21 protein-coding genes and 1 pseudogene are annotated in these 22,119 nt (G+C 52.9%); 6 read left to right on the top strand and 16 right to left on the bottom strand.

Features of this window, described 5'->3' with window-relative positions:
* Positions 1–149: 149 nt before the first annotated feature.
* From HGKM_RS02645 to HGKM_RS02605, 9 genes are all read right to left on the bottom strand, one after another.
* Complete coding sequence (locus HGKM_RS02645) at positions 150–1,172, bottom strand: LacI family DNA-binding transcriptional regulator (protein ID WP_019133792.1); 1,023 nt, start codon at positions 1,170–1,172, stop codon at positions 150–152.
* Positions 1,169–2,044 (bottom strand): ribokinase, encoded by an 876-nt coding sequence (locus tag HGKM_RS02640; RefSeq protein WP_019133791.1) that lies wholly within the window; start codon positions 2,042–2,044, stop codon positions 1,169–1,171. The genes HGKM_RS02645 and HGKM_RS02640 overlap by 4 nt, the downstream gene beginning before the upstream one ends.
* Before the next feature lie 200 nt (positions 2,045–2,244).
* A complete protein-coding gene (locus HGKM_RS02635; protein WP_019133790.1) occupies positions 2,245–2,688 on the bottom strand; it encodes an RbsD/FucU family protein in 444 nt (147 codons plus the stop codon).
* A gap of 36 nt (positions 2,689–2,724) precedes the next feature.
* Positions 2,725–3,411: a class II aldolase/adducin family protein gene (locus HGKM_RS02630; protein WP_019133789.1), complete on the bottom strand. Its 687-nt coding sequence runs from the start codon at positions 3,409–3,411 to the stop codon at positions 2,725–2,727.
* 47 nt (positions 3,412–3,458) lie between these two features.
* Positions 3,459–4,562 carry an S-methyl-5-thioribose-1-phosphate isomerase gene (mtnA, locus tag HGKM_RS02625; RefSeq protein ID WP_019133788.1) on the bottom strand — a complete coding sequence of 368 codons (1,104 nt, stop codon included), beginning with the start codon at positions 4,560–4,562 and terminating at the stop codon, positions 3,459–3,461.
* 29 nt (positions 4,563–4,591) lie between these two features.
* The gene (gene mtnK / locus HGKM_RS02620; protein WP_019133787.1) at positions 4,592–5,854 is read right to left on the bottom strand and encodes an S-methyl-5-thioribose kinase; all 1,263 of its coding nucleotides are present in this window, start codon (positions 5,852–5,854) and stop codon (positions 4,592–4,594) included.
* A gap of 40 nt (positions 5,855–5,894) precedes the next feature.
* On the bottom strand, positions 5,895–6,908 hold the full coding sequence (locus tag HGKM_RS02615; RefSeq protein ID WP_019133786.1) for an ABC transporter permease: 1,014 nt from the start codon (positions 6,906–6,908) through the stop codon (positions 5,895–5,897).
* Complete coding sequence (locus HGKM_RS02610; RefSeq protein ID WP_019133785.1) at positions 6,905–8,437, bottom strand: sugar ABC transporter ATP-binding protein; 1,533 nt, start codon at positions 8,435–8,437, stop codon at positions 6,905–6,907. The genes HGKM_RS02615 and HGKM_RS02610 overlap by 4 nt, the downstream gene beginning before the upstream one ends.
* A gap of 93 nt (positions 8,438–8,530) precedes the next feature.
* Complete coding sequence (locus HGKM_RS02605; protein ID WP_019133784.1) at positions 8,531–9,733, bottom strand: substrate-binding domain-containing protein; 1,203 nt, start codon at positions 9,731–9,733, stop codon at positions 8,531–8,533.
* A 234-nt stretch (positions 9,734–9,967) separates the two neighbouring features.
* Here HGKM_RS02605 and HGKM_RS02600 point away from each other — a divergent pair, with 234 nt between their 5' ends.
* Together HGKM_RS02600 and HGKM_RS02595 are read left to right on the top strand one after the other, a co-directional pair.
* Positions 9,968–10,726, top strand: coding sequence for a DeoR/GlpR family DNA-binding transcription regulator (locus HGKM_RS02600; protein WP_034578905.1), 759 nt, complete (start codon positions 9,968–9,970; stop codon positions 10,724–10,726).
* A gap of 79 nt (positions 10,727–10,805) precedes the next feature.
* On the top strand, positions 10,806–11,681 hold the full coding sequence (locus HGKM_RS02595; protein ID WP_019133782.1) for a ribokinase: 876 nt from the start codon (positions 10,806–10,808) through the stop codon (positions 11,679–11,681).
* A gap of 59 nt (positions 11,682–11,740) precedes the next feature.
* Here the strand turns inward: HGKM_RS02595 and HGKM_RS02590 are convergent, their stop codons facing one another.
* Positions 11,741–12,439: a transaldolase gene (locus HGKM_RS02590; protein WP_019133781.1), complete on the bottom strand. Its 699-nt coding sequence runs from the start codon at positions 12,437–12,439 to the stop codon at positions 11,741–11,743.
* Positions 12,440–13,115: 676 nt separating this feature from the next.
* Between HGKM_RS02590 and HGKM_RS02580 the strand changes: the two genes are divergently transcribed.
* Positions 13,116–14,177 carry a D-alanine--D-alanine ligase family protein gene (locus tag HGKM_RS02580; RefSeq protein WP_019133778.1) on the top strand — a complete coding sequence of 354 codons (1,062 nt, stop codon included), beginning with the start codon at positions 13,116–13,118 and terminating at the stop codon, positions 14,175–14,177.
* Positions 14,178–14,180: 3 nt separating this feature from the next.
* Complete coding sequence (locus HGKM_RS02575; protein WP_019133777.1) at positions 14,181–15,596, top strand: UDP-N-acetylmuramoyl-tripeptide--D-alanyl-D-alanine ligase; 1,416 nt, start codon at positions 14,181–14,183, stop codon at positions 15,594–15,596.
* A 57-nt stretch (positions 15,597–15,653) separates the two neighbouring features.
* Here the strand turns inward: HGKM_RS02575 and HGKM_RS02570 are convergent, their stop codons facing one another.
* The 4 genes from HGKM_RS02570 to serS are packed head-to-tail and all read right to left on the bottom strand — an operon-like array spanning position 15,654 to position 19,097.
* Positions 15,654–15,854, bottom strand: coding sequence for a hypothetical protein (locus HGKM_RS02570; RefSeq protein ID WP_019133776.1), 201 nt, complete (start codon positions 15,852–15,854; stop codon positions 15,654–15,656).
* A 41-nt stretch (positions 15,855–15,895) separates the two neighbouring features.
* Complete coding sequence (locus HGKM_RS02565) at positions 15,896–16,678, bottom strand: ZIP family metal transporter (RefSeq protein ID WP_019133775.1); 783 nt, start codon at positions 16,676–16,678, stop codon at positions 15,896–15,898.
* A 47-nt stretch (positions 16,679–16,725) separates the two neighbouring features.
* Positions 16,726–17,820, bottom strand: a complete 1,095-nt coding sequence (locus HGKM_RS02560; RefSeq protein WP_019133774.1) for an undecaprenyldiphospho-muramoylpentapeptide beta-N-acetylglucosaminyltransferase — start codon at positions 17,818–17,820, stop codon at positions 16,726–16,728.
* Positions 17,820–19,097 (bottom strand): serine--tRNA ligase, encoded by a 1,278-nt coding sequence (gene serS, locus HGKM_RS02555; RefSeq protein WP_019133773.1) that lies wholly within the window; start codon positions 19,095–19,097, stop codon positions 17,820–17,822. The genes HGKM_RS02560 and serS overlap by 1 nt, the downstream gene beginning before the upstream one ends.
* Before the next feature lie 108 nt (positions 19,098–19,205).
* On the opposite strand from serS, the pseudogene HGKM_RS02550 reads away from it, so the two are divergent.
* Positions 19,206–19,454 (top strand): annotated as a pseudogene (locus HGKM_RS02550) (potassium channel protein); the annotation flags it as partial.
* Between the two features lie 5 nt (positions 19,455–19,459).
* Here the strand turns inward: HGKM_RS02550 and HGKM_RS08710 are convergent.
* Positions 19,460–19,630, bottom strand: coding sequence for an ADP-ribosylglycohydrolase family protein (locus HGKM_RS08710; RefSeq protein ID WP_019133771.1), 171 nt, complete (start codon positions 19,628–19,630; stop codon positions 19,460–19,462).
* A gap of 495 nt (positions 19,631–20,125) precedes the next feature.
* On the opposite strand from HGKM_RS08710, the gene HGKM_RS02545 reads away from it, so the two are divergent.
* Entirely contained in the window at positions 20,126–21,298 is a 1,173-nt protein-coding gene (locus HGKM_RS02545) for a hypothetical protein (RefSeq protein ID WP_154645907.1), read from the top strand.
* A gap of 129 nt (positions 21,299–21,427) precedes the next feature.
* On the opposite strand, the gene HGKM_RS08915 is transcribed toward HGKM_RS02545, so the two are convergent.
* Positions 21,428–21,970, bottom strand: coding sequence for a hypothetical protein (locus HGKM_RS08915; protein ID WP_019133769.1), 543 nt, complete (start codon positions 21,968–21,970; stop codon positions 21,428–21,430).
* Positions 21,971–22,119: the final 149 nt, after the last annotated feature.

Below are 22,119 nucleotides of genomic sequence, written 5' to 3'. Positions count from 1 at the left end.
ATTATCATATTCATGAAATAAGTTGACATATTGACCTAAAATAACATTATAAAAAGTATCGATCTGTCCATGATCTTTCAGTAATTTATCCTATTTTATGTAAAGATAACTTGATCTACACTTTAGGATGGTAGGCCAACATTCATATCTTATTTGATATTATAATTGATCACGCTCTCGCCTTCATAAAGGATGGGTTCTACTAGAACTTTATCAGTGTGCTCTAAACCATTAATCTTTTTCAATAACGTATCAACTCCCCTCTCCCCAATCTTTAAAGCTTGTTGGTCAATACTTGTTAGTTTAATGGGGAAATAGGAGGCGATAGATATACGATCATATCCCATAATTGAAACATCTTTAGGCACTAGATAACCTGATTCCTTGAGTGCTCTGATACATCCAATTGCTGATAAATCGTTAAAGGAGAAGATTGCAACAGGTTTTCTATTCTCTTTTAGCATTTTTGAGATTCTACAACCTGCTTGATAACCTCCTTCTAAATTATAGTCACCGAAAAAAATATGATCTGTCGGTAAATTATACCCCCTCGCATTTAATCCCTTAATAAACCCAGAAAGTCGACGTAGAGAATTTGGTGTCTCTTGGGGGCCTAAAATACAGAAAAAAGATTCATGTCCACAGTCTAGAAGATAGTTTGCTGCGATCATCCCGCCTTTATTATTATCTCCCGTGACTAAGCTAAATGCATTGTCAATAGTGATGGATTCATCCAGTAGAACAATAGGGAAATCACTCGTTTCTACCATCCTCTCCAATACTCTGTCAAATCGACGTGAAACAACAAGTGCCCCGGCAAATTGACCGCCTGAAAGATTTACTTGAATTTCTCGGGTTGATTCATCAACTTGTGAAAGATTAAGTAGCGTAAGCAAAAACCCCTCTTCCTGAGCCCGTTCCAAAGCTCCCTGAGCAACTTGGGTATAGAATTCATTCCCTAAATCAGGCACTAAGAGTGCAAGTAAATTCGTTTTTCCTTTTTGCAAAAATCGAGCATAGGAGTTTGGTGAATAATTGAGCTTCCTAATGGCTTTATTCACTCTACTTATCGTCTCCGGCCGTATATGCTGAGCTTTATTATTTAAAATCAATGAAACAGTTGCTACTGAAACATTAGCTTCTTTAGCCACATCCTTTAATGTCGTTCTCAATATATCTCCTCCCTCATTGGAATAGAGTTAGAGGCCCCCTTAACAGTACAAGCTAAAGATGCCGCACGACTAGCCCTTTTCATACTTTCCTCAACAATTTTTCCCCGGGTAAGATTAGCGATAAAGTATCCACAGAAAGTATCCCCTGCACCTGTTGTATCAATCGCTTTAACCTTTAAGGAAGGAATAAAAATCTGTTGATCTCCATTCTGATAATATGAGCCTTCTGCTCCTAGAGTTAAAACTAAAGAGGATTCCGGATATTGTGCTTGCATAGCATGCATGATTTTTGATGCGTCTTTTTCTCCGGTTAAAATCTGTCCTTCAATTTCATTAATTAGAAAGCAATCAATTTTATTGAGATCAGCTGACAAAACCTCATCATCCATAGGAGAGGGATTAAGATAAATTTTTAGGCCTTTTTTATGGGCTTTATCAATAATTTTAGAAAAACAGGAGACTTCATTTTGCAAAAGAAGTAGATCACCTGCCGAAAAATGAGATAAGACTTTGTCGATATATAGCTCATCGATAGCTCGATTGGCACCGCCGCTGACAATGATTGAGTTCTTCCCCTCATTATCAACTTGAATGATAGTATGTCCTGAAGCAATGGGGCGATTTTCTACAAATTCTGTATGAACTCCTGAATCTTCGAGTGCTTGTAATAGAACATTGCCATCTTCCTGGCCAATTAAGCCTGCATGCCAAACCTGACCGCCTGCTCTAGCAATGGCGATCGATTGATTAAGCCCTTTTCCACCAACAAACTCCTGGTAATCAAGAGACGAAATCGTTTCACCCTCCTGAACTATATGAGGGACAGAATACGTTTTATCAATATTTAGAGAACCAAAATTTACAATACGCATATTCACTCCTTCAGGGATTAAACGTTTAATTAACCTAAGCATAAGAATTAAATAAGAATTTGTCAATCCTAATATTTATTAACAAATGAATAATAGAAGCGGGACTAATAATTAGACCAAAAAACATATTCGTTTCAAAAGGAGGGATTTATAGCCTCATGGATCACTTCCATGAGGCTATAAATCATAATGAAATGAAACTAGTTGACGCCTTTTTTTAGGATAAAGCAACCGTAGGGCTCCTGCTCACTCGTGCAGACGGTGGCAAAGGCCTGGGCCGCTAAATCGTAGAATTTGGTCCGCTCGATGACGCCGATGGAGGACTCGGAGTAGCCGTTTTTGATGACTTTCTCGATGACGTCCTGGGCGGCGGTTTGGTCCATGAGGGCTTCCTTGCCCGAACCGTCGGGAACCATGCAGAGAACAGGGTATTCGCTGAAGTCGGCATCCAGGGGGAAGAGCTTGAGCATGTCACCGATAAGGGTGGCGCAGTTCATGCCCTTGGCTTGGATGGAGCGGGCGTTTGGGCTCTTTGAGAAAGGGGGATAGAAGTGGTCGGCGACCACGATCAGGTCCCCATGCCCCATGTCCGCCATGGCCTTCAGGAGGTCGGAAGAAATGGTTGATGGAATTCCTCGCAGCATAGTGTCTCCTTTCACTGGCGAGATGAAGAGAGGAGATTAGGAAGGACGGCTCCCCCCGCGGATCCCGAAGGAAGACCGGCCGCCGAGGAGGAGGTCAATCTCTTCATCCGTGAAATCATTGTACTTTTTCAAAATGTACTTGTTCAGAATGGTGATATGGGCCAGGTATTCCACAGTCTCCATCCGCATCCAGGCCTGGACCAGGGAATCGCCCCAGGTTAGGGCCCCATGGTTGCCCAGGAGAACCGCATTGTACTTGTTGATATAGGGTGTGATGGAGTTGGGCACGTCCTCGGTCCCCGGCATAGCAAAGGGGATGCAGGGGACCTTGCCCAGCTGGACGATGCCCTCCGGAAGGAAGCGGCTGTCCAGGGGCAGGCCCGCACAGGCGAAGGCCGTGGCATGCATGGGGTGGGTGTGGACCACGCCATTCAGATCCTCCGATTCCTGATAGACCCGGAGGTGCATTTTTGTCTCGCTGGAAGGCTTTTCGTCCCCTTCCAGAATCTCGCCATCGAGGTTGATTTTAACCAGATTCTTTTCCGTCATGAAGCCCTTGCTGACATTGGTCGCTGTTACCCAGATCTCATCTTTTGCCACCCGGCAGGAGATGTTGCCGTCGTTGGCGGCGACAAAACCCCGGGCATAGATTCTTTTTCCAATATCGATAATTAAGGCCTTGGCCTCCTCATCGCTTGGGTACTGATAGCCTTGTTTTTCCACGTTTTGCCTCCTCACGTCGTGAATTTCCTCTAGCAGGACTTCCGATCTTAGAAGATCCCCAACCGCTGAAATTCCTTTTCAAAGTCTCCGGTCACCAGGCCCTTTTCGGTGATGATGCCGGTGATGAGGTCATGGGTGGTCACGTCAAAGGCCGGATTGTAGCCTTCCACTTCTGCCGGAACCATGGGCTTGGCATACCATTCGGATTTGATCTCCTCCGGGTCGCGGAATTCGATGGGAATATCATGGATATCCTTGGCCTCGGGGTCGATGGTGGAGGAGGGGGCGCAGACATAGAAGGGGATATTGTAGTGTTTGGCGACAATGGCCAGGGTGGAGGTCCCGATCTTGTTGGCCGCGTCTCCGTTCCGTGCCACCCGGTCGCAGCCGACAAAGATGATTTGGATCTTGCCGGATTGCATGAGGATGGAGCACATGCTGTCACACTCCACCGTCGTGGGAATCCCGGACTTGTTCATCTCATAGGCGGTCAGGCGGGCTCCCTGGAGGAGGGGGCGGGTCTCATCGCAGTAAACATGCATATCTTCCGGCTTCCACCCCTTGTCCAGGGCAGTATACATGGGGGCAGTGGCTGTCCCGTACATGGCCGTAGCCAGGGTTCCCGCATTGCAGTGGGTTTCAATCCCCAGGGGCTGGCCGGGCTTCTTCAGCCCTTCCATGAGCTGGAAGCCGATCTCCCCGATGTTCCGGCTGATCTGGATGTCTTCTTCTTGGATGGCCTTGGCCTCGTCGAAGAGACGATCCTTCAGCTGGTCCAAGGGCAAGGAGGAATTCTCCTCCACCACCTTCCCCATCCGGTCCAGGGCCCAGAAGAGGTTGACCGCCGTGGGACGGGAGGATTCCAGGTAGTCCTTGTCCGCCATGAAGGCCTTTGAAAAGTCCTCATAGATCTCGGCGGAATACTGGTTAGCCAGGACAGCCATCCCATAGGCGGCACATACCCCGATGGCCGGGGCCCCTCTAACGCGGAGCTTTTTGATGGCCTCCCAGATTTCCTCCCGAGTCCGGAGGGCAATCCGCTTCTCCTCATTGGGCAGAAGGGTTTGGTCAATAATGTCAACGTATTCTCTATTTTCAGGGAGCTTGACCGAGATGACCCGGTCAAAGAAGCCTTGCAGTTCTTTAATCATGGAAAAACCTCCATTTTCTAAACGACGATTTACTTGAGGGATTCAATAGCGGCTTCCTCGGCCCGCTCCAGGGCTTCGATATAGGACTTCCCGTCCACAAAGGAATCGGCATGCTTGATTAGGTCGATGCCCAGGAAGATGCAGGTCCGCTCGGCAATCATCCGGGAGGGCTCATCCTCGATGGTGGTCAGGTCGGTGACATTGGCCATGCCTACCGTCCGGCGGTGGAGCTCGGTCCCGGCATAGCCGGCCGTATCCCGAAGAATGGAGGCCAGGTACCAGTCGCGGAAGCCCTCTACCTTGGCCATGGGCTCGGTGGCCTCTTTTTCATAGAGGTCGACAAACTTCTTGGCAAAGAGGTCGAAGGCGGAAGCGATGGTCCGCTTAATCCAGTCGCAGAATTCATCCTTACCGTAGGCCCGGCCATTGCAGTAGGCAAAGACCAGGTTGGCATAGAGGTTGCCCGTATCGTAGCCCATGGGGGCATAGGTTCCGAATTCACAGTCGAAGACCTTGATGGCGCCCGGCTTGATGAAGATGGAGCCCGTATGGACGTCGCCATGGAGGAGGGCCTGGGCATTGGTCATGAAGTTGAACTTCAGCTTGGCCACTTCCTTGTGGAGCTCGGGATCGCCATAGAGATATTTCTCCACGAATGCCCGGTTGGGCGCAAAGACATTGTTCCGATCAGCCCCCAGGTAGGGTTCCATGAGGACTAGCTTTTCGGTGATGTCGCAGAGGTCGGGGGTGATGAAGCGGCGGGTCCACTCCTTCTTCTCCCTGTGGTCCATGACCACGTCGCTGGAGAGGAGAAGGGTCCTGACCAGGAATTCCGAAATATCCTCATCAAAACCTTCGAAAATCTCATGGTCCAGCATGGCATTCCGCATGACCTTGTAGTCACTGCAATCTTCCATCCCGTTGGCGGACATGACCGTATCATAGAAATAAACATGAGGGACGTAACCGGGAGCCAAGGATTCTTCAATCTGGAGGATCTCGGATTCCTGGCGGTTCCGGTCCAGGGTGGCGGTCATATCTTCAGAAATCCGGAGGGTATCCCCGGCCTGCTTGATGTAGATGCTGTGGCCCTTATCGTCGAAGACCCGGCAGACGTGGTTGAGGTTCCCGTGTTCTTCAGGAATCACAGCCTTCATGGTCTCCCTATCCCAGGGAATCTGGTTCTCGCCATTTCCCTCGGTCTTATAGAGGACGTATTCGATGACGACCTTTTCGGTCTCCACCGGATTGGATTCATCAATCATTAAAAAATATTTGGAAAAATCGTACATGAACTATTCCCCTTCCTATTGGGCATACAGGCTTTCGCCTTTAATTGTAGGACTCTTCTTTCAAGGAGTACGAAGCGATCAGGGCCAGGGCAAGAACAGCGCCCTTGACGGCGGGCAGGACATAGAAGGGAACGGCCATGATGGTCAAGCCGTTCTCCAGGGTGGAGACCAGAGCCGCGCCCAGCATGGTGCCCAGGGCGTTGGGTTTTTCGATCCCGCCGACGGTCTTCCCGACGAATACGGCGGCCAAAGAGGGCATGAAGTAGTTGTCCGCCCCCATAACCTGGGCCGAGCTGGACCGGGAGGCAACAAGGATAGCCCCGATGGCGATAAAGACGGCGGTGATCATCCCCGCCATGTAGCGGTACTTTTTCACATTAATTCCGGATAATTGGGCAGCCTGCTTGTTTCCGCCGATGGCGTAGAGGTAGCGACCCTGTTTGGTGTAGTTGAGGAAGACATGGGCCGCGATGACGCAGACGAACATGATGATAATGATGATGGGGGCACGTCCCAGGGCGGAGAAGGAATCCTCCAGCATAACCCGGGCAGGCTCCGCTCCCCATGAGGTTTTCATTCCGGTGGAGACGGCGCCGCCTCCGATGTACCATTGGCCCAGTCCTTGGTGGACGAACATGAGAGCGACCGTGGCCAGCATGTCCGGAATCTTGCAGACCAGGATCATAAACATGGTCAGCTGGTACATAATCAAGGTGACGACCAGGCAGACGATGATGGACATGGGAAGGCTTAAGCCGAACCAGAGGTAAGCGGAAACGAAGACATAGGCCGAGCAGGAGGCCAGGGTACATGCCGACATGTCGAATCCGTCCGGGGCCATGGTGATGGTCAGGGCAATCCCGAAGACGGTGTTGATGGACATGGCTCGGAGGATGTTGATCATGTTATCCCCGGATAGGAAAGCCTGTCCTCTTAAAAGTGAAAAGAGGAGGAAGCTGAGGATAAGGGCAAGAAGGGCTGCCCAGTTGATGAGGGTATGTAGAAAATCATTGGATTTTGAGGAATTATTTTCCTTAACAACTTTTACGTTCATGCGATCTCCTCTCGGTTCTTTTTGGATCCACCGACCGAATAGTACATTATTTCTTCATCCGTGGTTTCTGAAGCGACGAGCTCTGCGACGATTTTCCCGCTATACATGACGTAAATTCGATCGGCGAGAGAGAGCAGTTCGTCATTTTCACTGGAGGCGTAGATGACGCCCTTTCCGTTGCCGGCAATGTCGTTGATCAGCTTGAAGATATCCCGCTTGGCCCCGACATCCACTCCTTTTGTGGGCTCATCGAAGATATAAAGGAGGGAGTCCGCCGCCAGCCACTTCCCTACGGCCACCTTCTGCTGGTTGCCGCCGGAGAGGTTGGCGACCTTCTGGACGATGGAGGGGGTTTTAATCCCCAGGGCATCGACATAGTTGTCGGCATTCTTTTTTACCTTATCCCTTTGGATAAAGGACATGGCACAAAGTTTGCCCAGGGTAGCTGCCGCCAGGTTGAAGGAGACGGATTCATGGACCAGGACGCCCTCTTTCCGTCGCTCTTCAGGGACTAAGCCGATTCCGGCCTTGACCGCATGGGAAGGCGATTGGATCTTGATCGCCTGGCCGCCCAGGCTGGAGGCCTCGCTTTCGCTGGGATAAGCCCCGAAGATGGTCTTACAAAGTTCCGACTTTCCGGCACCCACCAGCCCGGCAATGCCCACAATTTCTCCGGCATGGACGGTGATGTTGATGTCCTCCAACCGCCCCACTTCGGAGGAGAGGTTTTTGGTTTCGAAGATAACATCCCCGATGGGGACCTTGGTCTTCTGGTAGCTATCGGACAAACTCCGCCCCAGCATCTTCTCCACAATCTCCGATGAGGTGGTGGAGGGCGTGATTTCCTGGGTGTCGACGATCTTTCCGTTTCTCATGACCGTGTATTTTTCACAGATCTCCAGGACCTCATTCAAACGGTGGCTGATGAAGATAATCCCCAGGTTGGACTCTTCCTTGAGCTTCCTCATGACGTTGAAGAGCTCCCTGGTCTCATTGTTGCTCAGGGGAGCCGTGGGCTCATCTAAGATGAGGAAGTTGCAGTTTTCCCGGATGGCCCGGGCAATCAGGACCATCTGCTTCTGGGCCAGGGTCAAGGATTGGGCCTGGGCCTTCACATTGATGGAGTCCATGTTCAACCGCTTCAGGGCCTTCCGGGCCTCATCGGCCATCTGCGACCAATTGACCCTGACGCCACCCTGTAGAACCATATCGTTCAGCATGATGTTCTCAGCAACAGATAGGGTGGGAACTAGGGCGGTATCCACTTCCTGATATACGGTCTGAATGCCATGCTCTTGGGCGGTCTGGGGGCTACGGAGTTCGACAAGCTGTCCGTTCAGGAGGACCTGGCCCTCATATTTGGGGTTGGCTCCGGACAGGACCTTCATCAAGGTCGATTTCCCGGCCCCGTTGGCACCAACGATGGCGGCGATTTCTCCTGAATAGATGGTGAGATCCACCTGGTCCAGGGCTTTGACGCCCGGGAAGCTGATGGAAATATTCTTGGCTTCTAATGTCATTTTTTGCATATTTTCACCCTAATCCCTATTTTGAAAAGGAGAGAGTTTTCACTCTCTCCTCCAGACAATGTCAGATTTTCGTCACACAATCTCAGCCAAAGCTTATTTGTGAATCAAATCCTTGGGCATCCAAGATGTTTCAGAGAGATAGTCCAGGTTGCCATAGGTTTCACCGGCAATTTCTCCCAGGTTTTCAATCGTGGATTCAGGCTTGAGGTTCTTAGCCAGGATGGCGGTTCCGGGGATTTCGACGACGTCAACACCGGTCTTCTGGGTAGCCGGATCATAGATCTTGTCATATTCGCCGGCGATTTCCAGGAGGAGGAGACGCATGCCGATTTCGCCGTTCAGGGTCCAGTCGGTGGTGCCGGCTGCGGTCCAGATGCCAGGGCGAGTGTGCATGTTGGTGATGTCAACAGGGTCAATATCGACAGAAGCCATGGGCAGTGGGTTGTCCCCGCTCATTGCTGCGTTTTCAGAAATGGCTTTGTAAACGCCTTGGCCATAGAGGTCATAGTAAGCGATGATGCCATCGACATCTTCTCTCTTGATGCTTTGCAGGTAAGCAGCGGTAACGGTGTTGGCCGAGTCCATAGTATCCTGTAGGGGCTGTACCTCGCCGACGGTCTTGATCTTGCCGGCATCTTCATATTCTTTCCAACCAACTTCTCTGCGGTCGAAGGGGCTATTGAAGTTGGGGCCTCTCCAAACCTTGATCAGGCGGACAGGACCTTCTTCTTTACGAGCTTCTTTGTCTTTAATCATCTGGTCAAGAAGAACGGTGACCAGGGACTTATCCTGCTGGAAGAGCTGGGTAACGCCATCAAGCTTCTTGTATTCGCCGTCGGTATAGAACTGGGTATCGAAGGTGACGATCTTCAGATCAGGATACTGTTCCTTGATTTCCTTTAAGAAGACATAGGAGCCGTCCTGGTTGCCGTGGCTGACGAGAAGGCCATCATAACCGGCAGAGGCGCAGGTACGGATGGTATCTTGCCATTTGTTGAAGTCTCCATCACAGAAGAAGAATTCAAAGTCCACGTCCAAAGCAGCGGTCAGCTTTGCGCAGGAGTCCTTCCACATCTGGAAAATGGTGGCGGACGGGAGTTGCATGATGTAGGCCACTTTCTTTCCCTTGACGGGGTTCTCTGTAGCACCCTGGTCGGCCGGAGCCTGTTCGCTGGTTTCAGAGCTTTCAGCAGGAGTGCTTTCAGCCGGCTTGTCTCCGTCTTTTCCACAGGCTGCAAAGGTTAGCACCATGGCAAAAGCGAGTAGAAGAGCTAAGAATTTCCGTTTTCGCAACATTTTTACACCTCCAAAATATACATTACTGGTATCGATTTCCTGTATTTCTATTCTAGCACTTTCTTCCCATCTGTCAATAGATTTTCACATAATTTGTCCAAAATCTTTCTTTTTTTCGGAAAATAAGGGGGTTTTTCACATTTTCTAACATTTTTATGTTAATTTTTGATATAATTTGAAGAAGAAAATTAGGCGATAGGAAGTGGGTTCGCAAACGATTCGGAGAGGTGGAAGATGAGACGGAAATTGCGTTTAATGGCGGTGGCCCAGGATATCTTGAAAAATCCCGCTTTCAAGATTTCCTCCCTGGCGGAAAAGTATAAGGTATCGGAAATGACTATACGAAGGGATTTGAAATATCTGGAGGACCAGGGGGTCTTGTCCCACCAATGGGACCTCCCCAAGTCCGTCCCTTCCAGCGGGTCCTATGTCTTTAGCAAGGCCTGCAAGGATGCCAAGGAGGAGAAGGCCCGGATCGCCAAATATGCGGCCTCTTTGATCGAAAAAAACGACATCATCATTTTGGATACCGGGTCCACAGTCAATTTGCTGGGCTCCCTCCTGCCCACGGATATTCCCTATACTGTCATTACTTATAGTGAGAACCTCCTCCCCTACCTGACCCTCCGCCGGAACATCCAGCTCATCTTCATCGGCGGCTACTACCACCATGAGTCCCGGTCCTTTGAATCCACGGAAAACGTGGAGTTTCTCAGCCATCTCCGGGCGACCAAGATGTTCATCTCCACTGCCGGGGTGGAGAAGAACGGCCTGACCTGCTTCAGCCAATATGAGGTCATCACCAAGCGGACGGCCATCCAGTCCTCGCTCAAGACCTACCTCCTGACCGACTCCTCCAAGTTCGGGATCACCAAGCCCGCCTTCTTCTCTTCCTTCGAGGAGATCGACGAGATCATCACCGACCGAGGGCTGAGCCCCAAGTGGAGGAAGTATTTGGACCAGCTGGATATCCAACTGACCTTGGTGGACTAGGGAGAGGAAGCCATGAGCCCTGCCAAAGAAGGACGACACAACAATCGAATGAAGAAGGAAGAGCCCATAAGGAGGCAACATGCGAATCGTAAATTTCGGATCATTGAATATTGATAAGACCTACCGGGTCCCCCATATGGTCAGGGAGGGCGAGACCATCTCCTCCCTCTCCTACCAGGAGTTTGTCGGGGGCAAGGGCCTCAACCAATCCATCGCCATCGCCCGGGCCGGCGGGGAGGTATGGCATGCGGGCCTGGTTGGGGAAACCGACGGGGACAGCTTGGTCCATGCCCTCCAGGGTGCCGGGGTTCATACCGACTTCGTGGGCCGGTCCCCCCTCCCCTCCGGCCATACGGTCATCCAGATCAACCGCCAGGGGAACAACTCCATCATCGTTTCCGGTGGGGCCAACCGGGCCATCGGCCCGGACTATGTGGATGCCGTCCTCGCCCATTTTGAAGAAGGGGACCTCATCCTCCTCCAAAATGAAATCTCCTGCCTCCACGAGGTGATGGAAAAGGCCGCTGAACGCAAACTCCGGATCTACCTCAACCCCTCCCCCATCGACGAAGACGTCCTGACCGCCCCCCTGGATCAGGTCCACTGCTTCCTCATCAACGAAATCGAGGGCCAGGCCCTGACCGGCGGGTCGGACAGCGAGGAAATCCTGTCCCTCTTCAAGGAAAAATACCCCCAGGCCACCGTGGTTTTGACCCTGGGTGAAAAGGGGGCCATCTACCAGGACCGGGACCACCGCTTCTTTGCCCCCGCCGAGAAGATCCAACCCGTCGACACCACCGCCGCCGGCGACACCTTCTGTGGCTACTTCCTCGCCGCCATCACCAAGGGCCGGTCCATTGAAGATGCCATGAGCCTGGCCAGCCGGGCCGCCGCGAAAACCTGCCTGACCCGTGGCGCCTCCAACGCCATCCCCAAACTGTCTGACCTGGCCTAGGCTGGCTGCTCAAATCAAAAACCCCCTCCCGGATCCGGGAGGGGGCTTTTGTTTATGGGTTAGAGGATGGACAATCCTGATGAGGTCGCATCCTTGAGGAAGGCCTGGACGGTTTCCAGAGAATACTCATCCAAGTCCTTGCCAAAGAGGTCCAGCTTGTTCAGAATGCTGGGGGGAACCGTGATAATGTCGCAGCCGATGGATTCCGCCTGCTTGATGTTAAAGGCCTCACGGGTGGAAGCCCAGAGGAGGTAGACATTTTTCTTCTGATGGCAAATTTCCGCCGCTTCTTTCATGAGGGGCATGGGGTCAACACCTGTATCCGCCACGCGACCGGCGAAGACGGAGACGATGGATTCGCCCTCCTCGCTCAAGACCTCTACCACTTCCTCCACCTGCTTGAGGGTGAAGATGGCCGTGATGTTCAGCTTGAAGCCCTCGGCCGACAGCTTCTTAATTAAAGGAAGGCTGGGCTGACCCTTGGTGTTGGTCACCGGAATCTTGACGAAGACATTGTCACCCAGGGCAGAAATGGCCCTGGCTTCTTTCTCCATCTGGTCAAAATCATCCGAGAAAACCTCGAAAGAAACCGGCCGGTCCGGAATTTCCTTTAAGACCTTCTTGGCAAAAGCCATATAGTCCGTCACCCCGCCCTTCTTCATCAAAGACGGATTGGTCGTGAAACCATCATGGCCCTTCTTATAATCCTCCACCATCTCCTCAAACTTCGCACCATCCGAATACAACTTAATCTTCATGCTCTCCTCCTCAAGGATCCACTGATGGCTTGGAGGGCACCCGCCCAACCAAGCACATCACTCTATCACTATTTTCATCACCTCTTATGATACCCGAGACCCGCCCCTCCTTCAATAATTTCCGACTCGGGGCTCATAAAAGCCCGAACCGGAGCTGCCCACAGCCCCTCCAAATGGGGAGAACGGCGGGAAGGAGAGGTATCCCCGTGCCCCTCCAAATGGCGAAAACGACGGGAAGGAGGGGTATCCCCATGCCCCTCCAAATGGTGAAAACGGCGGAAAGGAGGGGTGACCCCGTACCCCTCCAAATGGCGAAAACGGCGGAAAGGAGGGGTATCCCCATGCCCCTCCAAGTGGCGAGAACGGCGGAAAGGAGGGGTATCCCCATGCCCCTCCAAGTGGCGAGAGCGGTGGAAAGGAGGGGTATCCCCTAGAGTGACTCCAAAAAAAGGGGAACCCGGTCTCTCCACACTGCCCCAGCCCACACGCCCCCCACTCCAGGCAGTCCCCAGGCCCGACCTGAGCGCATTGCAAATCCGGAGGATTTGCCTAAGCGAAGGTGGGCCTGAGGACTGCCTGGCCCATCTGGGATTTCCTCTCTTTTTGCATTATAATAGGGGGCATATGAGTGGTCGAATTTTTGATTCTGCTGGTGCAATAGATTTTGGAGACTTTCATGGCAAAAACAATTGTGGTTTTATGTGGGGGCCAATCCACGGAGCATGAGATTGCCCTTCGGTCCGCCCGGACCGTCATCAATGAGCTGGATAAGAAGAAATATGAGGTGGTGGCCTACTATGTGGACAAAGCGGGTCGCTTCCTCTCCCTGGGTCGGCGGGACCATGTGGACCGGCCGGAGGACCTCATGGTAGAGTCGGAGGCTTCCGTCCTCTCCACCATCGAGGCTTTTGCCCGGGATATGGACGGCCTGGAGGATGTCATGGTCTTCCCGGTCATCCATGGCCAGAGCGGGGAGGATGGCCAGGTCCAGGGCTTCCTCCAGATGCTGGGCCTCCCCTATGTGGGCAACGGGATCATGGCCTCAGCCCTCTGCATGGACAAGGGCTACACCAACCAGGTCCTGGCCGACTTGGGGATCCCGGAGGCCAAGTACATCATCGTGGAAAAGAAGGGCTTGGACCGGAAGGTCCTCATGGACCGGGTTGAAAAGGTCCTGGGCTTCCCCTGCTTTATCAAGCCCTGCAACAACGGGTCCTCGGTTGGGGTGACCAAGACCAGCCGGGAGAATTTCGACCGAGCTTTGGATGAGGCCTTTGCCTACGACCACAAGATTCTGGTAGAAGAGATGATCCGGGGCCATGAGCTGGAGGTCTCGGTCCTGGGGAATGCGGAGGCCAAGGCTTCCAAGCCGGGTTCCTACACCACAACAAGAGAAGTCCTGGACTATGAGGCCAAGTACCTGGACCGGACCCTGGTGGAAAATATCCCCCACCCCCTCTCGGAAGAAAAGACCCGGGAGATCCAGGACCTGGCCCTCCGGACCTACCATGCCTTGGGCTGCGAGGGCCTGGCTCGGGTGGACATCTTCTATGGGGAGGATGGCTGCTTCTATGTAAATGAGGTCAATACCCTGCCCGGAATGACCCCCACCTCATTAGCCCCCAAGATGTGGACCGCCCTGACCGACATGACCTTCTCCGACTACCTGGATGCCATCATCCGCTTCGGGGAAGAATCCTACGCCAACCGCCAAGACCTAACCTATTCCTGGGAGTAGACCATGAAGCCACATTCCATCACAGAAATCGCCCAATGGGCCCAAGCGGAAATCCGACTTGACCCCAGCCTCCACGATCCCAACCAAACCATGGCCACGGGAGTCTCCATCGACACCCGGACCATGATAGCCGGGGAAATCTTCATGCCCATCATCGGGGAGAAGATGGATGGCCACCGCTTCCTGGCTACGGCCTTTGAAAAGGGGGCTGCTGCTGCCTTCATCGACCGGGACCACCTGGATTTGGTCGATGACTTCAAGGATAAGATCTTCCTCCTGGTCGATGACACCCTGGAGGCCTTCCAGACCCTGGCCGCCAACTACCGGAAGAGCCTGGACGTCCTGGTGGTCGGGGTGACGGGGTCCAACGGAAAGACCACGACCAAGGACATCCTGGCCTCGGTCTTGACCCGGAAATTCCGGACCTTCAAGACCATCGGCAACCTCAACAATGAGATCGGGGTTCCCCGAACCCTCCTGGACCTGGATGAGTCCACGGAAGTGGCCATCATCGAGATGGGGATGTCGGATTTCGGCGAGATCGACACCCTGGTCAAGATGGCCCGGCCCCACATCGCCATCATCACCAACGTGGGCCAGTCCCACCTCAACCAGCTGGGTAGCCAGGAAAATATCGCCAAGGCCAAAATGGAAATCGTCAACGTCATGGGCCCTGACGACCTCCTCATCTACAACCGGGATTCTTCCTTCCTGGCCCAGGAGGTCGACCGGCGGAAGGCCTCGGCAGAAGGCCTCCTCCCCCGGACCCTCTCCTTTGGCCAGGATTCCCAGGCGGATTCCTCCCTCTCCCTGACCCGGTCCAATGAAGGCGGGTCCAGCTTCACATTGGGAGGGGAGGCATTTTCCGTCAACCTCTTGGGCTCCTACCAGATGTACAATGCCGCCGCAGCCATCCTCTGCGCCAAGGAGCTGGGCCTGGATGAGGTGACCATCCAAGCCGGCCTCCACGTCACCGACCAGACCAAGATGCGGTCCGAGCTCATCCATGCTCAGGGCTTCGACATCCTGGTCGACTGCTACAACTCCTCCCCCCAGTCCCTCCGGGAAGCCCTCCACACCACCGAAGTCCTGGCGGGCTACCGGAAGAAGATCGCCATCCTGGGCGATATGCTGGAACTGGGACCCATGGAGAAGAAGATCCACTTCGACATCGGCCAGGAGATTGACCCCGAGGTCTTCTCGGACGTCCTCTTCTTCGGCCCCCTGTCCAAATACATGATGGAAGGGGCCAGCCTCCGCTTCCGGGACAACCACCTCTTCTGGTTCTCCAAGAAGTCGGACCTGGTCGATCGGGCCAAAACTTTAATCGAGCCGGCCAGCCTGGTCCTGGTCAAGGCCTCCCGGGCCCTTCGCCTAGAGGAAATTGTCGAATCCATCAAGCAGCGGACTGCTCAATAAACCCAATAAAAAAAGCCCCCAGACTTACTTTCAGAAGTCTGGGAGCTTTTTTTTGATTTAATTCTTTTTTTTGAAAACAAACCAAAGCAGAATGATGCTGATGACCAATCCTATCCCAAATTTTATCCATACGACGGTCGGTGAAACACTCCATTCCGGGTGATTTTGAAGCTCTACGTAGTCTTTCACCGATAGATAGGTCCCGATAATAACCGGAATCAGGCAGCAGAAGATTTTTCCGATATTCCTGTTCTTCATCTCGTCCTCCTAGCTGGCAAGGTCTGCCAAAAAATTGCGTTCTATCCCAAAACCACATCCAAGGCCATCATGACCGTAAAGCCCAGGGAAAAGGCGATGACGCCGACGTTGGAGTGCTGGCCTTCGGAGAGCTCCGGGATCAGCTCCTCCACAACCACATACATCATAGCCCCGGCGGCCAGGGAGAGGAGGTAGGGCATGGCCGGGACCACCAGGCCCACGGCCATCATGGTGAAGAGGGCAGCAATGGGCTCGACCGCTCCGGAGAGGAAGCCCTTGAGGAAGGCTTGGTTTTTGGTATCCCCTTGGGCGTGGAGGGGCATGGAGATGATGGCCCCTTCCGGGAAGTTTTGAATGGCGATGCCCAGGGCCAGGGAGAGGGCGGCCCCGGCGGTAATGGTGGTTTGACCGGAGATCATACCGGCCAAAACCACGCCCACGGCCATTCCTTCAGGGATGTTGTGGAGGGTGACGGCGAAGACCATCATGGTCGAATTGTCCAGGTTGGCCTTGGGACCTTCCGGCTCCTCTTCCCCAAGATGGAGGTGGGGAATGACATGGTCAAGGAGGAGGAGAAAGAGGGTGCCCAGCCAAAAGCCCACGAAGGCGGGCATGACTTTGGCGAAGCCTTCCCCGGACGTTTGCTCGATGGCGGGAATGATCAGGGACCAAACGGAGGCGGCCACCATAATCCCCCCGGCAAAGCCCGATAGGCCCTTTTGAAGGCTAGGGCTAAGGTCCCCCCGCATGAAGTAGACGCAGGCGGAGCCCAGGGTGGTTCCCAAGAAGGGCAATAATAGGCCCGGTAATACAGTGGAATCCATACTTACTCGCTTTCTATAATGACAATCCTTGCCGGTTGTTGACGGCTTTAGGACCGGGAGGAATAGGGCATTTGGTCCTCATCCAAAATCTGACATATCTTCCCCAGCCCATCTTCGAAGCTGAAGTCGGATTGGGCCCGGATGAAGTCCTCCCGCTTGGTCCAAACCTCATTGACCCCCTCCAGGAAGTCTTCCCGGCTCATGGTCTGGTCATTGAGGGAGAGGGCGAAGCCCCGGTCGACAAAGACCTGGGCATTGTCCACCTGGTCGCCTCTTGATCCCAGGCGGTAGGGAACCAGGACCATGGGCTTGCGGTAGTAGAGGAATTCGAAGATGGCATTGGACCCAGCTCGGGAGATGATGAGGTCGGCCATGGCCAGGGCATGGTTCATGTCCTCACGGATGAACTCCACCTGGCGGTAGCCGGGACGGTTGAGCTCCTCCCTCCCCTTTCCCTTGCCCACACCATGAAGGATATCGAAAGTGTTCAGAAGGGAATCCAGATCCGCCCAAATGGCCTCATTGACCCGGACAGCCCCGGAAGACCCCCCAAGGATCAGGAGGATGGGCCTATTTCCATCAAAGCCGAAAACCTCCAGGCCCTTTTCTCGGGATCCTTCTTTGATCTGGTCCCGGATGATGGGGCCTAAGTAGAGGCCCTTGTTTTTGGGCAGGTAGTCCAGGGTCTTTTCGAAGGTGGTCAGGATCTTCCGAGAAAAGGGGGCCGAGAGTTTGTTGGCCAGGCCGGGGGTCAGGTCGGATTCGTGGGCAATGACGGGGACACCCAGTCGGGAAGCGGCAAAGACTACGGGTACAGAGACAAAGCCCCCCTTGGAAAAGACGATATTCGGCTTGATCTCTTTCACCAGGGCCTTGGCTTCCTTAATCCCGGAGAAAACATTGCCCACGTCCCCGATGTTGGCCTTGATATTCTCCCAATTCCGCCGACGGCGGAACTTCCCCGTAGGGATGGCGTGGTAGGTCACTTGGGGAAAATCGGAGACCAGGTCCCGCTCGATGCCCTCTTCCGAGCCCACATAGTCGATAGTCCATCCCTCCCGACTCAGGCGGGGGATGAGGCCTAAGTTGACAGAAACATGACCGGCAGTTCCCCCGCCGGTCAGTATGATTTTCTTATTCATTACTTGGAGGGCGCTTCGATCTTATCCTTGCCGAAGAAGGGAACCAGGGCCTTGGGGATGGTGATGGACCCATCCTCATTCTGGTAGTTCTCCACGATGGCTGCCCAGGTCCGTCCCACGGCCAGACCGGATCCGTTCAGGGTGTGGGCGAACTGGACCTTGCCCTCTTCGTCGCGGTAGCGGATGTTGGCCCGGCGGGCCTGGTAGTCCTCGAAGTTGGAACATGAGGAGATTTCCACATAGGACTGGTAGGAAGGCATCCAAACCTCGATGTCATAGGTCTTGGCCGAGGAGAAGCCCAGGTCTCCGGTGCAGAGCTGGACGACCCGGTAGGGGATCTCCAGGCGCTTGAGGACTTCTTCCGCATCGGCGGTCAGGGATTCCAGCTCATCGTAGGAGGTCTTCGGATTGGCAAACTTGACCAGCTCCACCTTATCGAACTGGTGCTGGCGGATGATGCCCCGGGTGTCCCGACCGGCGGATCCGGCTTCCCGACGGAAGCAGGGCGTATAGGCCGTCAGATGGATGGGGAGGTCCTTGGCTTCCAGGATATCGTCCCGGAAGAGGTTGGTCACCGGCACTTCAGCCGTCGGAACCAGGAAGAGGTCGTCCTCAGTGCAGTGATACATATCCTCTTCAAACTTGGGCAGCTGACCTGTTCCGGTCATGGATGCTCGGTTAACGATATAAGGAGGGGCAACCTCGGTATAGGTCTGGTCTTCCGTATGGAGGGCCAGCATGAAGTTGACGATGGCGCGCTCCAGGCGGGCTCCCTGTCCCTTCATAACGGTGAAGCGGGAGCCGGAAAGCTTGATTCCCCGCTCAAAGTCCAGAATGTCCAGGTCCGTCCCCAGATCCCAATGGGCCTTGGGCTCAAAGTCGAATTTACGGGGCTCGCCCACCTTGCGGAGTTCCAGGTTCTCCGAATCATCTTTCCCTTCCTGGACCTCAGCATTGGGCACATTCGGAATATTCAGGAGGATGTCGCGGATTTTTTCATCCACTTGGCGCAGCTTGTCATCATAGCCGGAGATCTCATCCCCCAGCTCCCTCATGGAGGCGATGACTTCGGAAACATCCTTCCCCTCTTTCTTCAGCTGGGGAATTTCCTTGGAAACCCGGTTGCGCTCCGCTTTCTTTTGCTCCACTTCCGCTAAGAGGCCCCGGCGCTCATCATCGAGCTTAAGCGCCTCATCCACCGGATATTCGCCATGTCGCTTGGCCAAGCCCGCTAAAACCTGGTCTTTTTCTTCTCTAATCCTTTTAATATCAAGCATGATTCCTCCTCATTTCTTTTCACACTACCTTCTATTATACTGTAAAAGATGAGAATGACCAGGTCTTTCCCCTAGTTTGGGGGTTTGGGGGTGAGGCAGGACTAGCTGGCCGTCATCTCCCTGGGCAGGCGGATGGCTTCTTTAATGATCAAGCCCAATATCATTTCCTTCCTGGATGTCGTGACCCGGATGGGCGACGTGGAACTGGATCTGGAGGAGGTCATCGTCAAGACCGACTCCTATCTGGAAAACAAGACCCTCCTGGAAGCCCAGATCCCCAGCAAGACCGGACTCATCATCCTGGGCCGTGAAGACCAGGTCAATAAGCTGAGGAACCTGGGTGACGAGAGGAAGTAGATCCTTTAGCCCTTTCCCCGCTCAATCGCCTCATCCAAGGCCATCCCCACTGCGATGGTCATGAGGGAATCATCCGTATAGTCGGAATCCGGAGTAAAAAGGAAAAAATCCTTGGTTTTTATCGGCTGAAATTCAAAGCGAGATCCGACAATGTCACCAATAATGGCACCAATCATAAGCATCTTCCTTTCTTGTTTGATACTGCAATTTTTTATTTTCCACCGCCACTGTAGTATCGCTGCCAAAGGGGTGGTGGTTTGGCCTTTTTCGCCGAACCAACACTATCCGCAGCCGCCAATTCGCCCTCCGCAGGAGTGGTGGTTTGGCCATTTTCGCCGAATCACCACTACTTTTTTCGCTGCCAAAGGAGTGGTGGTTTCGCCGTTTTCGTCAAACCACCACTATTATGAGCCGCCTTTCGTCCTCCGCAGGAGTGGTGGTTTGGTCATTTTCGGCAAATCAACACTATCCGAAGCCGCCAATTCGCCCTCCGCAGGAGTGGTGGTTTGGCCATTTCCGCCGAATCACCACTACTTTTTCGCCGCCAGATGAGTGGTGGTTTGCCCTTTTTCGCCAAACCACAACCCCTCCCCTGTCTACATCCTCCTCTTTTCGGGTAAAAAATGAGGCGTACAGACGTCGCCGCATTGTGACCCTAATAGGAGACCCCTATGCCATTTGGAGTATCGACTCATGAGTTTGATCACTTGCAATTTCTCCCCGTCCTGGAACGAATGTATCGAACAAATCGCATTGATGAAATAAAAAACTACGCCAGTTTCTCTCAAGTGGACCGCTTTCGTAAGGAGCTGGAGACCCTGGAGGCTTTCGGTATCCATAAGGAGCTGGATATCCGCCTGGATCAATCGCAAGACAGTAAAACGGCGGCCAGAAAACTGACTGACGGCAAGGTCGACATCATCCTCTCCGTTTCCAATGCAAAGATTCAAGAGACCTATCGAGATGGTCAAAATCGAAAGCGCCATCAGCGGAAAATTCGACATGCCTTTATCGAAAGCACTGTATTCCGGACCAATCAGACTCTCGCCTATGATCCCCACCATCCGCCCCACTGCTTGAACTGCGGCGGCCAGATGGAGGCGGAAAGCGAAAATTACTTTTGCCCCTATTGCCAAAGTCACTATCTGGCAGAGGCCTATGAGTACAAGATGGCCCGTTTCTTCATCGAAGCTGCCTTCCACAATTTTCATTATGCCTTATTCTTCTTCATTCCCATTTTCCTCATGGCGATCTTGCAGGTGAAAGGAATCCTAAGCGAGTGGCAAATCGGGCTCTTCTCCTACCTTGGCGGGATCCTCCTCGCTATTCTTTTTTTCCTAGCCCTGATCAAAGGGCTCATGGCCATCATCCGCCACCAAGGCGTACTCCACAAGATCCGACGTCATGACCCCCATTTTTCCGGAGAGATCTTCACCACCCGCCTCATCGACTCGCTGGCCCGTCACCCCGAAATCCTATTGGCCGGGAAGAACCGCCAAGCAGAGATGTCCGGAGTGATATGTCATAATATAACGGGGCTGCAATTTGAGCGGTATGAAAGAAAGGGTTCTCTGGAAATTGTGGAATGCCGGGGAAAGGTTGATGCCCTCTACCTTGAGGGCAGTCCGGGCCGGGTCCGTCTGCGTGAAAGACGGAAAAAAATAACCCTACGGATGGCCAGAAATTACGGAACCCTAACTCCGGTCCACTATCTCCCCGATCAATTTACCTGCCCCCATTGCGGCAGCCATCAGGTCAGTGACTATGAGGGGGGCCTGGTGTGCCGATTTTGTCAAACCGAGATTCCCGTGGAGCGCATAGATTGGGTCCTCTATAATCTATGACGGCTATCATATCATGAATAACTTGAAATAAAGCAGGCTTTTCATTAATGTGGCTCCTCCCTCGTCAAAGAAAACCCCCTTTACCATTTATCGATAAAGGGGGGCATATCTATTTCAATTCTTGACCAACTAGTCTTCTTTTTTCTTGGATACCGCAGCCAATCCGCCTAAAGATACCAAGGAAAGAACCGCATAAGAGGCAATCATGGCATCGCCCGTCTTCGGGCTGGTATTTTTGCTCTCTTCCTGCTTCTTGGGTGCTGGGAGCTTGGTGGGATCCTCATGCTTGTCGGAATCTACCGGTTTGTTGGGATCCTCCGGCTTGACGGGATCCTCCGGCTCAACAGGATCCTCCGGCTTAATGGGATCCTCCGGCTCAACAGGATCCTCCGGCTTAATGGGATCCTCCGGTTTGCTGGAATCCTCCGGCTTAACAGGATCCTCCGGCTTAGTGGGATTCTCCGGCTTAGTGGGATTCTCCGGCTTTGTCGGACTTTTCGATTTGACCGTCAATACCGCCGTTTTGGTGATCTTGATACCCTCTTTATTGGTTACCGTAAAGGTAAAGGTATACGTTCCTTCCTTATCCTTGTCATAATCCTGGGGAAGCTCAATCTTCACTTCTCCATCCGTCTTCTTCACCATCTCCTTCGGATCAAATGCATCTCCCACAGAGATTTCCTTATCTTCAACTTCCAATACCGGATTTTTTGCCCATGAGGCGGTTAATACAACATTTTTGCCACGAGCATAGCCTATACTAATATTAGGATCTTTTTCTTCAAAGGGATAAGGATTCTTCCAAGTGTAATGGTCTTCCT

Origin of the sequence: Kallipyga massiliensis ph2, from assembly GCF_000311985.1 — a bacterium.
Classification (GTDB): domain Bacteria; phylum Bacillota; class Clostridia; order Tissierellales; family Peptoniphilaceae; genus Kallipyga; species Kallipyga massiliensis.
Note: the sequence above shows the minus strand (reverse complement) of the source record. Positions and strands in the feature narration are given on the sequence as shown.

Coding starts and splice junctions, on each gene's coding strand:
- HGKM_RS02615 (WP_019133786.1), bottom strand. CDS start 6,908: ATGAACGTAAAAGTTGTTAAGGAAAATAATTCCTCAAAATCCAATGAT.
- mtnA (WP_019133788.1), bottom strand. CDS start 4,562: ATGATTAAAGAACTGCAAGGCTTCTTTGACCGGGTCATCTCGGTCAAG.
- serS (WP_019133773.1), bottom strand. CDS start 19,097: ATGCTTGATATTAAAAGGATTAGAGAAGAAAAAGACCAGGTTTTAGCG.
- HGKM_RS02590 (WP_019133781.1), bottom strand. CDS start 12,439: ATGAAGATTAAGTTGTATTCGGATGGTGCGAAGTTTGAGGAGATGGTG.
- HGKM_RS02570 (WP_019133776.1), bottom strand. CDS start 15,854: ATGAAGAACAGGAATATCGGAAAAATCTTCTGCTGCCTGATTCCGGTT.
- HGKM_RS02575 (WP_019133777.1), top strand. CDS start 14,181: ATGAAGCCACATTCCATCACAGAAATCGCCCAATGGGCCCAAGCGGAA.
- HGKM_RS02605 (WP_019133784.1), bottom strand. CDS start 9,733: ATGTTGCGAAAACGGAAATTCTTAGCTCTTCTACTCGCTTTTGCCATG.
- mtnK (WP_019133787.1), bottom strand. CDS start 5,854: ATGTACGATTTTTCCAAATATTTTTTAATGATTGATGAATCCAATCCG.
- HGKM_RS02635 (WP_019133790.1), bottom strand. CDS start 2,688: ATGCTGCGAGGAATTCCATCAACCATTTCTTCCGACCTCCTGAAGGCC.
- HGKM_RS02560 (WP_019133774.1), bottom strand. CDS start 17,820: ATGAATAAGAAAATCATACTGACCGGCGGGGGAACTGCCGGTCATGTT.
- HGKM_RS02640 (WP_019133791.1), bottom strand. CDS start 2,044: ATGCGTATTGTAAATTTTGGTTCTCTAAATATTGATAAAACGTATTCT.
- HGKM_RS02595 (WP_019133782.1), top strand. CDS start 10,806: ATGCGAATCGTAAATTTCGGATCATTGAATATTGATAAGACCTACCGG.
- HGKM_RS08710 (WP_019133771.1), bottom strand. CDS start 19,630: ATGATTGGTGCCATTATTGGTGACATTGTCGGATCTCGCTTTGAATTT.
- HGKM_RS02565 (WP_019133775.1), bottom strand. CDS start 16,678: ATGGATTCCACTGTATTACCGGGCCTATTATTGCCCTTCTTGGGAACC.
- HGKM_RS02580 (WP_019133778.1), top strand. CDS start 13,116: ATGGCAAAAACAATTGTGGTTTTATGTGGGGGCCAATCCACGGAGCAT.
- HGKM_RS02600 (WP_034578905.1), top strand. CDS start 9,968: ATGAGACGGAAATTGCGTTTAATGGCGGTGGCCCAGGATATCTTGAAA.
- HGKM_RS02545 (WP_154645907.1), top strand. CDS start 20,126: ATGCCATTTGGAGTATCGACTCATGAGTTTGATCACTTGCAATTTCTC.
- HGKM_RS02610 (WP_019133785.1), bottom strand. CDS start 8,437: ATGCAAAAAATGACATTAGAAGCCAAGAATATTTCCATCAGCTTCCCG.